General features: G+C 73.0%; 13 protein-coding genes. 6 read left to right on the forward strand and 7 right to left on the reverse strand.

What is annotated here, in order from left to right:
- Positions 1-80: 80 nt before the first annotated feature.
- Positions 81-731: a vitamin K epoxide reductase family protein gene (locus HGA03_RS00210; RefSeq protein ID WP_239073633.1), complete on the reverse strand. Its 651-nt coding sequence runs from the start codon at positions 729-731 to the stop codon at positions 81-83.
- A 64-nt stretch (positions 732-795) separates the two neighbouring features.
- On the opposite strand from HGA03_RS00210, the gene HGA03_RS00215 reads away from it, so the two are divergent.
- The 4 genes from HGA03_RS00215 to HGA03_RS00230 all read left to right on the forward strand — a co-directional run bounded on the left by HGA03_RS00215 (position 796) and on the right by HGA03_RS00230 (position 5,725).
- Complete coding sequence (locus HGA03_RS00215; protein WP_168628218.1) at positions 796-1,395, forward strand: Maf family protein; 600 nt, start codon at positions 796-798, stop codon at positions 1,393-1,395.
- A gap of 107 nt (positions 1,396-1,502) precedes the next feature.
- Positions 1,503-3,293: an acetyl/propionyl/methylcrotonyl-CoA carboxylase subunit alpha gene (locus HGA03_RS00220; RefSeq protein WP_168628219.1), complete on the forward strand. Its 1,791-nt coding sequence runs from the start codon at positions 1,503-1,505 to the stop codon at positions 3,291-3,293.
- Positions 3,290-3,769, forward strand: a complete 480-nt coding sequence (locus HGA03_RS00225; RefSeq protein ID WP_168628220.1) for an NUDIX domain-containing protein — start codon at positions 3,290-3,292, stop codon at positions 3,767-3,769. The genes HGA03_RS00220 and HGA03_RS00225 overlap by 4 nt, the downstream gene beginning before the upstream one ends.
- A 21-nt stretch (positions 3,770-3,790) precedes the next feature.
- Complete coding sequence (locus HGA03_RS00230; RefSeq protein ID WP_168628221.1) at positions 3,791-5,725, forward strand: endonuclease/exonuclease/phosphatase family protein; 1,935 nt, start codon at positions 3,791-3,793, stop codon at positions 5,723-5,725.
- Here the strand turns inward: HGA03_RS00230 and pdxA are convergent.
- Genes pdxA through HGA03_RS00255 form a run of 5 tightly spaced genes read right to left on the reverse strand, consistent with a single transcriptional unit; the run spans position 5,689 to position 10,737 of the window.
- Positions 5,689-6,792: a 4-hydroxythreonine-4-phosphate dehydrogenase PdxA gene (pdxA, locus tag HGA03_RS00235; protein WP_168628222.1), complete on the reverse strand. Its 1,104-nt coding sequence runs from the start codon at positions 6,790-6,792 to the stop codon at positions 5,689-5,691. The genes HGA03_RS00230 and pdxA overlap by 37 nt on opposite strands.
- A complete protein-coding gene (locus HGA03_RS19495) occupies positions 6,773-8,146 on the reverse strand; it encodes a four-carbon acid sugar kinase family protein (RefSeq protein ID WP_168628223.1) in 1,374 nt (457 codons plus the stop codon). The genes pdxA and HGA03_RS19495 overlap by 20 nt, the downstream gene beginning before the upstream one ends.
- A gap of 2 nt (positions 8,147-8,148) precedes the next feature.
- Positions 8,149-9,501, reverse strand: a complete 1,353-nt coding sequence (locus HGA03_RS00245; protein ID WP_168628224.1) for an MFS transporter — start codon at positions 9,499-9,501, stop codon at positions 8,149-8,151.
- Between the two features lie 10 nt (positions 9,502-9,511).
- Positions 9,512-10,273 carry a triose-phosphate isomerase family protein gene (locus HGA03_RS00250; RefSeq protein ID WP_168628225.1) on the reverse strand — a complete coding sequence of 254 codons (762 nt, stop codon included), beginning with the start codon at positions 10,271-10,273 and terminating at the stop codon, positions 9,512-9,514.
- Positions 10,270-10,737, reverse strand: a complete 468-nt coding sequence (locus tag HGA03_RS00255) for an RpiB/LacA/LacB family sugar-phosphate isomerase (RefSeq protein WP_168628226.1) — start codon at positions 10,735-10,737, stop codon at positions 10,270-10,272. Before HGA03_RS00255 ends, HGA03_RS00250 begins: the two co-directional genes overlap by 4 nt.
- A gap of 192 nt (positions 10,738-10,929) precedes the next feature.
- Here HGA03_RS00255 and HGA03_RS00260 point away from each other — a divergent pair, with 192 nt between their 5' ends.
- Positions 10,930-11,910 (forward strand): sugar-binding transcriptional regulator, encoded by a 981-nt coding sequence (locus HGA03_RS00260; protein ID WP_168628227.1) that lies wholly within the window; start codon positions 10,930-10,932, stop codon positions 11,908-11,910.
- A gap of 149 nt (positions 11,911-12,059) precedes the next feature.
- Positions 12,060-13,268, forward strand: a complete 1,209-nt coding sequence (gene ftsW, locus HGA03_RS00265; RefSeq protein ID WP_168628228.1) for a putative lipid II flippase FtsW — start codon at positions 12,060-12,062, stop codon at positions 13,266-13,268.
- Here ftsW and HGA03_RS00270 read toward each other — a convergent pair.
- A complete protein-coding gene (locus HGA03_RS00270; RefSeq protein ID WP_239073634.1) occupies positions 13,198-14,655 on the reverse strand; it encodes an NAD(P)H-quinone dehydrogenase in 1,458 nt (485 codons plus the stop codon). The genes ftsW and HGA03_RS00270 overlap by 71 nt on opposite strands.
- Positions 14,656-14,754: the final 99 nt, after the last annotated feature.

The following is a 14,754-nucleotide window of genomic DNA, read 5'->3' on the forward strand; positions in this document are numbered from 1 at the left end:
CTGGCCTGATCTGACCTGAGCAACGACGAAGCCCCCCGCCGGACGGTTCCGGCGGGGGGCTTAGTCGCGTGGCGGGCGGTTCAGGCCAGCAGCGACGGCCCGTACTTGAACAGCACCATCGCGGCGAACAGCACCAGCCAGGCGATGGTGAAGTACCAGTCGGTGCCGGAGGCGACCAGTTCGCGGGCCCATCGGCCGACGTTGAGGTTCCCGTCGCGGATGTTCCACCGGGTGAGCCCGGCGAAGACCAGCGTGGTGGTGATCGTGATCAGCAGGCACCAGGGGCACAGCACGCCGATGTCGAAGTAAGCCTGCAGGAACAGCCAGTACGCGAAGAACAGCGCGATCGTGTAGAGCGCCTGGGTGCCGAGCATGAACCAGCGCGGGAAGCGCACCCGGCCGATCGCGGCGATCGAGATCGTGATGACCACGACCTCGAACGCGATCCCGAGGAAGGCGTTCGGGAAGCCGAGCAGGTTCGCCTGCCAGGTCCGCGCGACCGTGCCGCAGGAGATCACCGCGTTGATGTCGCAGCCGAGCTCCAGATCCGGATCGGCCGCGATCCGCCATGCCTCGATCGACAGCACGAAGGAGGTGAACAGGCCGAGCACCCCGGAGATGGCCATCTCCGTCGCGTTCCGCCGGCGCCAGCGGTAGCGGGCCTCCGAACCGGGGTCGTCGTCGACGATCAGGGCACCGGGCCGGTCGTCGCTCAGGTCGTCATCGCTCACAGCGGACCATGGTGGCATCACAGACTCGGAAAATGCTGACAATCGTCCCGGTTACGCTCCACGGGTGACGCTGCTGCTCGCCTCCGCCTCCCCCGCCCGGCTGTCCACCCTGCGCGCGGCGGGGATCGAACCCGAGGTCGTGGTCTCCGCGGTGGACGAACCCGCGGTGCTGGCAGCCGCCGGTCCGGTGTCCCCGGCCGAGGCGGTGCTGGTGCTGGCCCGGGCCAAGGCACGCGACGTGGCCGCCGGGCGACCCGGGGCGCTGGTGCTGGGCTGCGACTCGATGCTGGAGCTGGACGGGCAGGTGCTGGGCAAGCCGGCCGATGCCGCGGACGCGGTGGCCCGGTGGCGCCAGATGCGCGGCCGCACGGCGGTGCTGCACACCGGGCACTGGCTGATCTCGGCCGGCGGCGAGCGGGGCGCGACCAGCTCGACCACGGTGCACTTCGCCCAGGTCACCGACCCGGAGATCGCCGCCTACGTCGCCACCGGGGAGCCGCTGCACGTGGCCGGGGCGTTCACCATCGACGGTCTGGGCGGACCGTTCATCACCGGGATCGAGGGCGATCACCACGGGGTGGTCGGGCTGAGCCTGCCGCTGCTGCGCGACCTGCTCGGGCAGGCCGGGCTGTCGATCACCGACCTGTGGAACCGGGGCCGCTGAGGATTCCGACAATGCCGCTCCGGGGCGGCTTGGACGGTTCTGCCAGAGTTCGTGCGCAGGGCCCCGCCGGGTCGCCGCCGCGGGGTGGGTGCGCGTTACGGTGAGCCGTGCCCCGTATCTCCAAGGTGCTGATCGCCAACCGTGGCGAGATCGCCGTCCGTGTCGCCCGTGCCTGCCGCGATGCCGGCCTCGGCTCCGTCGCCGTCTACGCCGACTCCGACCGTGAGGCCCCGCACGTCCGCCTGGCCGACGAGGCCTACGCCCTGGACGGTGCCCGCGCGGCCGAGACCTACCTGGACATCGCCAAGCTGCTGGACGTGGCCCGCCGCTCCGGTGCCGACGCCGTGCACCCCGGCTACGGCTTCCTGTCCGAGAACGCGGAGTTCGCCCAGGCGGTGATCGACGCCGGGCTGACCTGGATCGGCCCGCCGCCCGCCGCGATCACCTCGCTCGGCGACAAGGTCAGCGCCCGGCATATCGCCCAGCGCGCCGGTGCCCCGCTGGTGGCCGGCACCCCGGACCCGGTCTCCGGCGCGGCGGAGGTGCACGCCTTCGTCGCCGAGCACGGCCTGCCGGTGGCGATCAAGGCGGCCTTCGGCGGTGGTGGCCGCGGGCTCAAGGTCGCCCGCACCGAGGACGAGATCGACGAGCTGTACGACTCCGCGGTGCGCGAGGCGACCGCCGCCTTCGGCCGGGGCGAGTGCTTCGTCGAGCGGTACCTGGACCGGCCGCGGCACGTGGAGACGCAGTGCCTGGCCGACGAGCACGGCACCGTGGTGGTGGTCTCCACCCGGGACTGCTCCCTGCAGCGCCGGCACCAGAAGCTGGTGGAGGAGGCCCCGGCCCCCTACCTGACCGACGACCAGCGCGCCCGCCTGGTGTCCGCCTCGCAGGCGATCCTGCGCGAGGCCGGCTACGTCGGCGCCGGGACCTGTGAGTTCCTGGTGGCGGTGGACGGCACCATCTCCTTCCTGGAGGTGAACACCCGGTTGCAGGTCGAGCACCCGGTCACCGAGGAGATCAGCGGCATCGACCTGGTCCGGGAGCAGTTCCGGATCGCGGACGGCGAGCCGCTGGGCTACGACCACGTCGAGACCCGCGGGCACTCCTTCGAGTTCCGGATCAACGGCGAGGACCCGGCCGCCGGGTTCCTGCCCTCCCCCGGCCGGATCAGCACCCTGCGCCTGCCCACCGGCCCGGGCGTGCGCGCCGACTTCGGGGTGGCCGAGGGCGACTCGGTCTCCGGCGCCTTCGACTCGATGATCGGCAAGCTGATCGTCACCGGCGCCACCCGCACCCAGGCCGCCCAGCGTGCCCGCCGCGCCCTGGCCGAGATGGAGGTGGCCGGCATCCCCACCGTGCTGCCGTTCCACCGGGCGGTGATGGAGTCCGAGGCGTTCGTCCCGGCGGACGAGGCGACGCCGTTCGCGGTGCACACCCGCTGGATCGAGACCGAGTTCGCCGATCGGCTGCCCGGCCTGACCGGCGCCCCGGCCAGCACCGCCCCGGCGGAGGACGAGCCGGAGCCCACCGAGCTGGAGCGGGTGGTGGTGGAGGTCGGCGGCAAGCGGCTGGAGGTCGTGCTGCCCGCCGCCCTGGCCGCCCGCGCCGGCCGCCGTGCCGCCCCCAAGCGCCCGGCCCCGCGGCGCTCCGGTGCCCGGGCCACCACCGGTTCCGGTGCGTCGGCCGCCGGACTGACCTCCCCGATGCAGGGCACGATCGTCAAGGTCGCGGTCGAGGACGGCGCCGAGGTGACCGAGGGCGACCTGATCGTCGTCCTGGAGGCGATGAAGATGGAGCAGCAGCTGGTCGCGCACCGGTCCGGCACCGTCACCGGGCTGAGCGCCACGGTCGGGGCCACCGTCGGCGCCGGCGCGGTGATCTGCGACATCGCATGAGCCCGCGGCCCGGCGACGGCTGGGTGGACTGCCGCTGCGGCCACCGGCACTGGGGCCTGCACGGCGCCGCCGGGCTCCTGCTGGCCCGCCCCGGCCCGGACCCGGCACCGGCAGTGGTGCTGCAGCACCGCGCGGAGTGGACCCACCAGGGCGGTACCTGGGGCATCCCCGGCGGGGCGCGCGAGCCGCACGAGACCGCCGTCCAGGCCGCCCTGCGCGAGGCGGCCGAGGAGGCGGGGGTCGATCCGGCCCTGGTTCGGGTGATCGGCGAGCAGGTGCTGGACCACGTCGACTGGAGCTACACCACCGTCCTGGCGGTGCTCACCGTCCCGGACGCCGAGGTCCGGCCCACCGACGCCGAGAGCGCGGAGATCGCCTGGGTCCCGCTGGACGAGGTGGATCGGCGCCCGCTGCTGACCGCGTTCGCCGAGGCTTGGCCGGTGCTGCGCCCGCGGATCGAGAACGCGCTGAGCTGAGCGTTCGGTAGGTTGCTCCGCGTGAGCACACCCGCACCGCGTTCCACCCAGCCGCCCGACGCCGGGATCGCCACCCGGGTCGCCCTGGTCGGCCTCGTCACCCTGCTGGCCGTGGACGCCGTGCGCGCCTCCGGCCCGGTGCTGGACCGGATCTTCACCGTGGGCACCCCGCAGGTGGCGGCGGCCGCGGTGGGCACCTACCTGATCGCCCCGGCGCTGCTGGCCGCGCTCGCGCTGCTGGTCACCGGCCGCCGGACCGGGATGCCCGGCGGCAGCACCGTCCTGCTGGCGGTGGCCGCGCTCGGGGTGTCCCGGCTGGCGACCCAACTGGTCGCCGACCAGGCCCGGGTGGTCGCCGGTCTGCTCACCGCCGCCCTGGCCGTCACCGCCCTGGTGCTGACGGTCTGCCGCGCGGCGGGCCGCACCGCCGGAGGACGGCAGGCCGCGATCGGGATCATGCTCGGCACCGGGGTGTCGATCGGCGTGCAGACCGTGCTGCGCACCTGGGACCCGCTGTGGCGCGGCGGGGCCACCGGGATCGTCTGGGCGCTGCTCCTGGTCGCCGCCGGTGTCGCCCTGGCCGCGCTGACCCGGCACGACCCCGCCGAGGGCCGCCCGCGCCGCACCTGGTCACTCGGCCCGGCGCTGGCACTGCTGGTGATGGTGCTGGCAAACCCGGCCTTCGTCGCCGCGCAGTCCGGCCTCGGCCTGGTGACCGCCGCCGCGGTGCTGCTGCTGGCCGCCGCCGCGACGGTGTGGGTGCTGCTGGTGCCCGACGTGCTGACCCCGGCGCTGCGGGTGGTGTGCGCGGTCGCGCTGCCGGTGCTGATCGCGCTGGCCTTCCTGCTGCCCGGGGTGCCGGCCCTGATCGCCGCCGGGTTGGCCCAGGTCACCACCGGCATCGTGCTGGCCGGGTCGCTGAGCACCCGCCGCCCGGCCCCGCCCGGCATCGCCCGGACCGCGGTCGCGACCGGCGGTGTCGGCGGCATCCTGGTGCTGGTCCTGCTGGTCTACCTGCTCGACTACGACGTGCCGCTCGGCGTGGACAATGCCTGGGTGGTGGTGGCCGGGGCGGTGCTGCTCGCGCTGTCCGGCCTGCGGCGCACCACCCCCGGTGTCGACCCCCGCACCGGTGAGGGCCCGGTCGCTCCCCCGCTGCGCGCCAACGCGCTGCGCCTGCTGGTGCTGCCGTCGGTGCTGCTGCTCCTGGTCGGCTGGTGGCACCCGTGGGGGCACCTGGTCCGGGTCACGCACGACGACGGGCTGAGCGTCCTGAGCTGGAACCTGCACTACGGCGTCGCGCCGGACACCCGGGTCGACCTGGAGCAGATCGCCCGGACCATCGAGGACCAGCAGCCCGACGTGGTGGCGCTGCAGGAGGTGTCCCGGGGCTGGGTGCTCGGCGGTGGCGCGGACATGGCGACCTGGCTGGCCGAGCGGCTGGACATGCACGTCGCCTACGCCCCCGCCGCGGACCGGCAGTTCGGCAACCTGCTGCTGTCCCGCACCCCGATGACCGACGTCCAGGTGATCGAACTGCCCTACGGTGAGGGCCCGCAACAGCGCTCGGCGGTCACCGCCCGGGTGCAGGCCGAGGACGGCAGCTGGGTCCGGGTGACCAGCGTGCACCTGCAGCACCGGGACGAGAACACCGCGACCCGGCTGGCCCAGCTGGACGCCCTGGCCGCCGCGCTGCCCGACGACGGCCCGGCGGTGCTGGCCGGCGACTTCAACGCCGAACCCGGCTGGCCGGAACCGGAGCAGCTGCTCGCCGAGGGCTGGACCAGCGCGGTGGACAGCGCCGGCGACCCGGCGGACCTGACCTTCCCCAGCGTCGACCCGGAGGTCCGGATCGACTGGGTGTTCGGCCGCGGGGTGACGTTCACGTCCGCGATCGTGCTGGACGACGACTCCTCCGATCACCGGGCGCTGGTGGTGGACGTGCAGGTGGGCTGAGCCCCGCTCCCGCGCCGCCGCACCTGCTGCCCGTCCGCCTCCCGCTCGGCCCGGGCCCGCATCGCCATCGTGGCGTACCGGGCGCACACCCGGGTGGCCTCGATCATGCTCTCCCCGGTCGCCACCCCGGTGCCCGCGATGTCGAAGGCGGTGCCGTGATCCACCGAGCTGCGCATGAACGGCAGTCCGTGGGTGATCGTCACCGCCTTGTGGAAGTCGTGCGTCTTGCAGGCGATGTGCCCCTGGTCGTGGTAGAGCGACAGAATCGCGTCGTAGCGACCGTCCAGGGCGAAGGCGAAGATCGCGTCGGCGGACAACGGGCCGACGGCATCGATCCCCCACTCCCGGGCGTCGGCCACCGCCGGTGCGAGGTGCTCGATCTCCTCGGTGCCGAACATCCCGTTCTCCCCGACGTGCGGGTTCAGCGCCGCCACCGCGATCCGCGGGCTGGGAATGCCGAGCCGGCGGAGCTCGTAGTCGATGTCCACCAGGTGGGCCCGGATCCGGTCCCGGGTGATCAGGTCGCACGCCTCCCGGAGCGCGACGTGCCGGGTCGCGAAGAACACCCGCAGCTTGTGCACGTTGAACATGGTCAGCGCGTACGGCGCCCCGGTCAGGTGTTGGTAGATCTCGGTGTGCCCGATGTGTTCGATGCCGGCCGCCGCCAGTGCGGCCTTGTTGATCGGCGAGGTGGACACCGCGTCGATCCGGCCTGCGAGCCCAAGGCCGATCGAGCGCTCGATGTAGGAGTAAGCCTGACGAGCGGCGGTCACCTGGATCCGGCCGAAGTCGATCTCGGCCTCCGGGTCCACCCCGGTGTCCAGCAGATCGATCGTCCCGGGCCGGAACTCTGCCTGTTCCGGCCCGTCGATCGGATGGAGTCGCGGCGCGGGGCGGCCCTGGATCGCCGCCGCCCGTTCCAGTGCAGTCCGGTTGCCGATCACGAACGGCGCGCACACGTCGTGCAGGTCGCCGTCCAGGATCGTCTCCAGGACGATCTCCGGGCCGATGCCCGCCGGATCGCCGAGGGTGATGGCGGTGACGGGCTTACGCGGGGCTGTGGGCATCGGTGCGGGACCTTTCGTCGAAGAGACGGTTGACGGAGTGCAGGGCGGTGCGGTCGTCGCCGGTCAGCCCGCCCTTGCAGACGACCGGCAAGCCGTCGTACGGACCACCGCGCAGGACACCGTGGTCGACCTGCGGGATGACGAAGTCGCGCAACGTGATGCCCTGGGCGCCGAGCGCGGCGACCGACCGGACCATCACGTCGCCGCCGGTCAGGTAGAAGCCGGCGCAGTGTGGGGCCACCTGGTCGGCCAGCACCCGGGCCAGGCCGCCGAGTTGGTCGGACAGCCGGATGGCGACCTGGTGACCGGACAAACCGCTGAGCCGGGACAGCCGTTCCGGGTCCGGCGGTCGCCCGTCGACCACGGTGTCGAAAGCGAGCACCGCGACCCGGGGGTGGCCGTCCCGATGCCAGGCCCGGGCACGGGTGGCGACCTCGTCCGCGACCTGGCTTGCTCCGGCCTCGTCCAGCAGGGCGGCGGGATCGACCGCGATGGTCTCGGTGCCGGCGGCCGCCCGTACCCGGGCGATCTGCCGGTGGGTCACCGCGGTCGCGCTGCCCGCCACCACGACCACCGTGCCGCGGTCCTCGGCGGACGGCTCGTCCCGGAGCGGGTGATCCGCCCGGTCGGCCGGAGCGGCGATGCCCTGGGCAGCGGCCAGCGCAGTGGTGAACGGCCCGGGGTCGACCGCGATCACGCTCCAGCCGAGCGCGACCGTGGCCGCCGCGATCGCCGTGACGTCCTCCAGCGACGCGGCGTCCACCAGGATCGCCCGGGCACCGTTCGTCCGGACCCGGGCCAGCTCCCGGTGCAGCACCTGTGGCCCGGCCAGCACGGCTCCGATCCCGACGTGGCCGATCGGGACCGAGAACTGCTCGGCCAGCAGGGTGGGCAGATGCGACTCGGTGACCGGGGTGCGCACGTCCTGGGCCACGCCGGTCCGGGCCAACAGCACCGAGTCGATCACCGAGTACCCGTCCACCACGATCCGCCGGGACTGCGGCATGGCCGGGACGATCACCGCGACATGTCCCGGGTCCAGTGCGGCGAGCATCCCCTCCACCTCCGCGCCGATGCCCCCGCGACAGGTGGTGTCGATCCGCTTGGCGAACTGCCGGGCACCGGCGGCGGCCAGCGCGAGGGTGGCGGCACGGACCCGGCCGAAGGCGACCTCCGGTGGCATCGCCCGCGAGTCGGTGCTGACCACCACCGCCCCCTCGGCGCCCTGGGCGTCCCGGGTCACCGACTCCCGGCTGAACAGCACGGTGGTGGGCACTCCGCGGCGGGCCAGCAGCGCACCGACGGTGGTGCCGCCGGTGAGGTCGTCGGCGACGATCCCGATCTGTGGTCCCACGCTCACTCCCCCGTGGCTGGCGCGACCACTGGCCGCGGCTTCGGTTCGATCAGGGACAGCAGCAGCAGGAACGCGGCAACCAGCACCACGACGAAGTAGCTGAACGCCACGGTGTAGCTGCCGGTCGCGTCGAGCAGCCCACCGACGATCATCGGGGCGAAGAACCCGCCCAGGTTCCCGCCGGAGTTGATGATCGAGATCGTGAACGGGTAAGTCTTCGTGGTGCCCAGGCCCATCGCGTAGGCGGTGAACATCGGCCAACCGACGTTGAGGAAGAACCCGGTCAGCACCAGGCTGCCCACCACCAGCGCGGTGTTCTGCGGCACGGTCAGCACGACCACCATCATGATCGCGGTGCAGCCGGCGGTCAGGAACATCGTGGGCTTACGGCGGCCGTGGAACACCCGGTCGGAGACCACCCCGCCGCACAGTGCACCGACCAGCCCGCCGATCGCGGGGGCGGAGGCCACGAAGCCCATCGAGATGAAGCTGTACCCGCGCTCGGCCACCAAGTAGGACGGAATCCAGGTCAACATCCCGTACAGCACGTTGTTCATGAAGAAGTAGGCCAGCGTGTTACCCCAGACGTTCCAGGACCGCAGCACCTTGCGGTTGGTGTCCAGCACCGGGACGTCGCGGTAGCGGATCACCCGGTCCACCCAGCCCAGCGAGCGCTGCTCACGGGCACGCTCCGCGGTGGACTGCTGGATGTGCGCCAGCTCGGCCGGGTTCACCCGTGGGCTGTCCGCCGGGTGCGAGCGGACCAGCAGCCACCAGATCACCGCCACCACCAAGCCGGGAATGGCGAACCAGATGAACACGCTGCGCCAGCCGGCCGCGAGCGCGATCGCGGCCGCCAGCGGCGGCACGATGATCGGGGCGAACTGGGTCGAGGCGATGTAGACCCCGGTGGCGGTGCCCTTCTCCCGGGCGGGGAACCAGGCGTTGATAGTGGAGGTCATCCCGACCGGCGACGGGCCCTCCGCCACACCGAGAACGAACCGGAGCAGCAACAGTCCGATCGCGGTGGTGGTGAAGCCCATCGCGAAGGTCACCAGGGAGAACGCGATGATGGCCACGGTGACCACCCGGCGGGTCCCGACCCGGCCCATCAGCAACCCGGCCGGGATCTGGGACAGCGCATAACCCAGGAAGAAGAAGCTCGAGATCGCACCGACCTGGAAGTTGGAGATCGTGAACTCGTCCTTGATGAACGGGAGCACGGCGCCGATGTTCGATCGGTCCGCCATGCACACCACGTAGGCGAGGAAGACGAGCGAGAGGACGACCCAGCGGTAGCGGGTCGGTTTCTGCTGCGTGAGGCCGGGACTCAAGCTGGTCGACAGTGACGTCATCGTCAGTCTCCTAGGCGTGCGGGTCAGGGGGTGAGAAGTGGAGGGCCGCGATCTCCCGGATCACGGCGTGCAGCTGCCGGGGGTCGTGGGCGAAGCGACCGAGGAACAGCCCGTCGACACCCGGTCCGAGGTCGGTCGCGAGCCCGGGGCCGGCGGCGCCGCCGTAGACGATCCGGAGCCGGCCCGGGTGGGAGGCCAGCGCGGCCCGCAGGCCGGCCAGCACCGCGAGCACGTGCGCCGCCGGGGCGGGTGTGGGGGCACCGATCGCCCACTGCGGTTCGTAGCCGAGCAGGACGTCGGCCTCCGGCAGCCCCGTCAGCGCGTCCCGGGCCTGGTCGGCGCACAGCGCGGCGGCGGTGCCGGGATCGGTCCGGTCGACTTCCCCCACGCACAGCAGCGGGATCATCCCGGCCGTCACCACCTCGGTCATCTTGGCCCGGACCGTCTCCGGGTTGTCACCGAACAATCGCCGGCGCTCGGCGTGGCCGACCTCGACGTAGCGGCAGCCGAGTTCGGCGAGGACTGCGGCGGTGACCTCTCCGGTCTGCGCCCCGTCCGCCGAGGGCGCGACGTCCTGCGCGCCCCAGGCGATGCCGGTCCCGGCCAGGAGGTCCGCCGTGGACTCCAGCGCCGGGAAGGTGGGCAGCACCACGACCTCCACCCCGAGCGCGGCCACCTCATCGGCGTACCGGGCGACCGCCCGCACCCAGTCCCGGGTCTCGTCGAACCCGAGATAGGCCTTGGTGCTGACCGCGACCACCGGCCCGGTCATCGCACCGGGCCCGACTCGAGCGCGGTGATCGCCGCGACCTTCGGGGCAGAGGCGGAGTGCGGGTCGAACCGCAGACCGAGCCAGACGTCCACCAGGCGCAGGGCGGCGGGCAGGCCGATCACCCGCTGGCCCATGCAGAGCACCTGGGCGTCGTTCGACAGCACCGACCTCTCGACCGAGAACAGATCGTGCGCCGTGACCGCGCGGATGCCAGGAACCTTGTTCGCCGAGATGGCCACGCCCAGTCCCGTGCCGCAGAACAGCAGTGCTCGGTCCGCCTCCCCGGCGGCCACCCGCCGCGCGGCGGCCGCAGCCACGTCCGGGTAGGCCCCCGGCACCGCGCTGACATCGGTCACCGAGGCCACCCGGGGGTCGCCCGCCAGGTGCTCCCGAGTGGCGTCCTTGTACTCGAGGGCGGCATCGTCCGCCCCGATCACCAGACGCAGGGCCTCAGGAGCCGACATCGGAACCACCTCGATCCAGGAAGCGGGGCCGCCGGGAGTCGGCGACCGAACATGCGACATCCTCCCGACTTCCACTCACTGCAGGGCATGTGAGGGCTGAGATCGGGATAATGTGTCATCGAACCCGGCGGTCTCCGTCAGGTCATCGTGCTGTGCCCCTCCACCCGCCCCGAGTCGGGAGCATGCCGCACCATGGATCTCCGCCCGCTCAAGGATGCCGAACGCCTGCGCCTGGCCGACGTGGCCGAGCTGTACTGGGTGCACGGGGTCAAGGTGGAGGAGATCGGCGAGCGCCTGCACCTGTCCCGGTCGACCATCTCCCGGATGCTGGCCAAGGCCCGGCAGCACGGTGTCATCGAGTTCACCGTGCACCGGCGGGTCGACCGCACCGCCCAGCTCGGCCCGCTGCTCGCCGCCCGGTACGGGCTCGCCGCCACGGTCGTCCCGGTCAGCGAGGATGCGGCACCCGGAGCCCTGCTGGACACGGTGGCCGTCCGGGCGGCCGAACAGCTGACCCACCACATCGGCTCCGACATGGTGGTGTCGGTCGCGTGGGGCTCGACCGTCGAGGCGATCTCGCTGCATCTGACCGGCCGACCCACTCACGGCACCCGGATCGTCCAGCTCTACGGCTCGGTCAACGTGTTCTCCACCGGCGCCGGCTACGCCGGGCAGATCCTGGAGCGCTTCGGCCGGGCCTTCGGCGCCGCCGTGCACCACTTCCCCACCCCGGCGTTCTTCGACTCACCACACACCCGGGCCGCGATGTGGCAGGAGCGCAGCGCCCAACGAATCCTGCGGCTGCGCGCCCGGTCGGATGTCCTGATCTCCTCGGTCGGCACCCTCACCAGCGAGTACCACGGCCATCTGCTCCGCTCGGGCTACCTCACCTCGCAAGAGATCACCGGGCTGCTGCACCAGGGGGTGGTCGGGTCCCTCGGCGCGATGTTCTTCCGCGCCGACGGCAGCACCACAGGGATCGGGATCAATGACCGGTCCACCGGAATGCCGCCGGCCGAGATCCGGGAGATCCCGACCCGGTTCGTGGTCGCAGCCGACCCGGCCAAGGCCGAGGCGCTGCGCGCGGCGATCCGCGCCGGCCTGGTGTCGGCACTGGTCCTGGACTCCCGCACCGCCGAGGCGCTGCTCCGTCTGGAGGACGATCCGGGCTGACGCGCACCCATCATGTGCACACCGGCGTCACACGGTCTTGGCAGGGTCCGCATCTTTCGCCCGGCAGACCGTGATGGGCTGGTCCGCGATCAGAGCGGACCCGCAGGAGGACGCATGACCAGTACCGGACCGCACCCGGGCACTCTGCCGTGATCCTGCGCCGCACGCGCCGCGACCTCGGCGCCGACCACCGGCTCCTGCTCGGATCCTCGATCACGCTGCTGGTGGTCGGGCAGGTGATGGTGCTGTCCGCCTCCACCGTCGACTCGCTGGCCCACGGCCGCTCGCCCTACGCGCTCGCGGTGGAGCAGTCGGCCTTCGCGGCGGTCGGCCTGGTTGCCATGCTGGTGGCATCCCGGGTGCCGCTGCGGGTCTACCGGCGGATCGCGGCACCGGCCCTGCTGGTCGCCCTGGTGCTGCAGCTGCTGGTCTTCACCCCGCTCGGCCTGACCCAGGGTGAGCGGCGCAGCTGGGTGGCCCTCGGCCCGGTGGTGGGACAGCCGGCCGAGGTGCTGAAGCTGGGCCTGGTGCTCTGGCTGGCCCGGATCCTGGCGACCCGGCAGGACGGCATCCACGACTGGCGCACCGCCGCCTTTCCCGCCCTGCCCGGTGCGGTGGTGGCGATCGCGGCGACGGCGGCCGGGCACGACGTCGGGACCTCACTGGTGATGGCGGCCCTGGTCGCGGCCGCACTGTTCGTCGCCGGGGCCCCGCTGCGCCTGTTTGCGGTCGCCGGTGCCGGGGCGGCGGCGGTCTTCCTGGCGATGGCCGCCGCCGCCCCGCGCCGGATCCAGCGGATCAGCGACTGGCTCGGCGGCGACTGCGACCCGCTGGGCAGCTGCTACCAGACCACCCAGGGGATGCGGGCACTGGCCTCCGGCGGCTGGCTCGGGCTCGGCCTCGGGCAGTCCCGGCAGAAGTGGTCCTACCTGCCCGAGGCGCACAACGACTTCATCTTCGCGATCATCGGCGAGGAGCTCGGTCTGCCGGGCACGCTCCTGGTGCTCGCCCTGATCGGTGCGATGGCGCTGGCCATGATCCGGATCTGTGCCCGGCACCCGGACCCGTTCGCGCGGATCGTGACCGGCGGGGTGCTGGGCTGGGTGCTGGCCCAGGCACTGGTCAACGTCGGCACCGTGGTCGGCCTGGCCCCGGTGATCGGGGTGCCGCTGCCGCTGGTGTCGGCGGGCGGGTCGGCCCTAGTCGCCACCATGCTCGCCCTGGGGGTCGTGCTGGCCTGCGCCCGGTCCGGGACCGGCGCGTCCCAGTCCCCGGCCCACCCCCCGGTCAGCTCTCCGGGGAGTGCAGCACCCGCGCCACCTCCGCGATCGATCCGGACAGCGACGGATACACCGTGAACGCCGAGGCCACGTCGTCGACGGTCAGCCCGTGCGACACCGCCAGCGTGATCGGGAAGATCAGCTCGCTGGCCCGGGGCGCCACCACCACCCCGCCGAGCACCGTACCGGAGACCGGGTGCGCGAACAGCTTCACGAAGCCGTCCCGCACGCCGAGCATCTTGGCCCGGGGGTTGCGGGCCAGCGGCAGGGTGTTGGTGACGAAGTGCGCGCCCCGCTCGGTCAGCGACGCCTCGCTGCCGCCCACCGTGGCGATCTCCGGGGCGGTGAAGATGTTCGCCGCCACCGACCGCAGCGACAGCGGGCTGACCGCGTCGCCGAGCGCGTGCGACATCGCGATCCGGCCCTGCATCGCCGCCACCGACGCCAGCGGCAGCACCCCGGTGACGTCCCCGGCGGCATAGACCCCGCGGGCCGCCGTCCGGGAGACCTTGTCCACCTCGATGTGACCGCTGCGGGTGGTGCGCACGCCGGCGGTCTCCAGGCCGAGGTCGGCGGTGTTCGGCACCGAGCCGACCGCCAGCAGCACGTGCGAGCCCGTGATCACCCGGCCGTCCGACAGCGTGACCCGCACCCCGTCGGCGGTGCGCTCGGCGGCGGTCGCCCGCGAGCGCGGCACCACCTCCATCCCGCGGGAGCGGAACACCTCCTCCAGCATTTCCGCCGCGTCCGCGTCCTCCCCGGGCAGCACCCGGTCCCGGCTGGACACCAGCACCACCTGGGATCCGAGCGAGACGTAGGCGCCGGCGAACTCCGCGCCGGTCACCCCGGAGCCGACCACGATCAGCCGCTCCGGCAGCGCGTCCAGCCGGTACAACTGGGTCCAGGTCAGGATCCGCTCGCCGTCGGGCTGGGCGTCGGGCAGCGTGCGCGGGGTGGCGCCGGTGGCCAGCAGCACGGCATCGGCGTCCAGGCTGCGGCCGTCCACGCTCACCCGGTCCGGGCCGTCCAGCCGGCCGTGCCCGGCGATCACCTGCACGCCCTCACGCTCCAACCGGCCGAGGATGTCCTGCGACTGGGCGGCGGCCAGTTCCCGGACCCGGGCGTTCACCTGGGCCATGTCGATCGAGTGCCGGCGTTCCCCGGCCGCGACCGGGCCCTCCTCGGTCCCGGCGGGCACCGCCACCCGGATGCCCAGCTCCGGGGCGCGCTCGGCGATGGTCATCCACTCGGCGGTGGCGATCAGGGTCTTGGAGGGCACCACGTCGGTCAGCACCGCGGCGCCACCGAGTCCGGAACGCTCCACCACGGTCACGTCGGCGCCCAGGCGGCGGGCGACCAGGGCGGCCTCGTACCCGCCGGGGCCGCCGCCGATCACCACCACCCTCTGCGGCGGGCGGGCGTCGTCGTCGATGATGGGGGCTGGGGGCTGTGGCGACTGGGTCACCGGGACATCATGCCTAGTCCTTGCCGCTCCGCGACCTCGCCGAGCCGGTAGTCTCGTCTGTTGCTCCACTCCAGCCGATTCCCACTCCCCGGAGGACAC

It is taken from the genome of Cellulomonas denverensis (genome assembly GCF_012396125.1).
Lineage (GTDB): Bacteria > Actinomycetota > Actinomycetes > Actinomycetales > Cellulomonadaceae > Cellulomonas > Cellulomonas denverensis.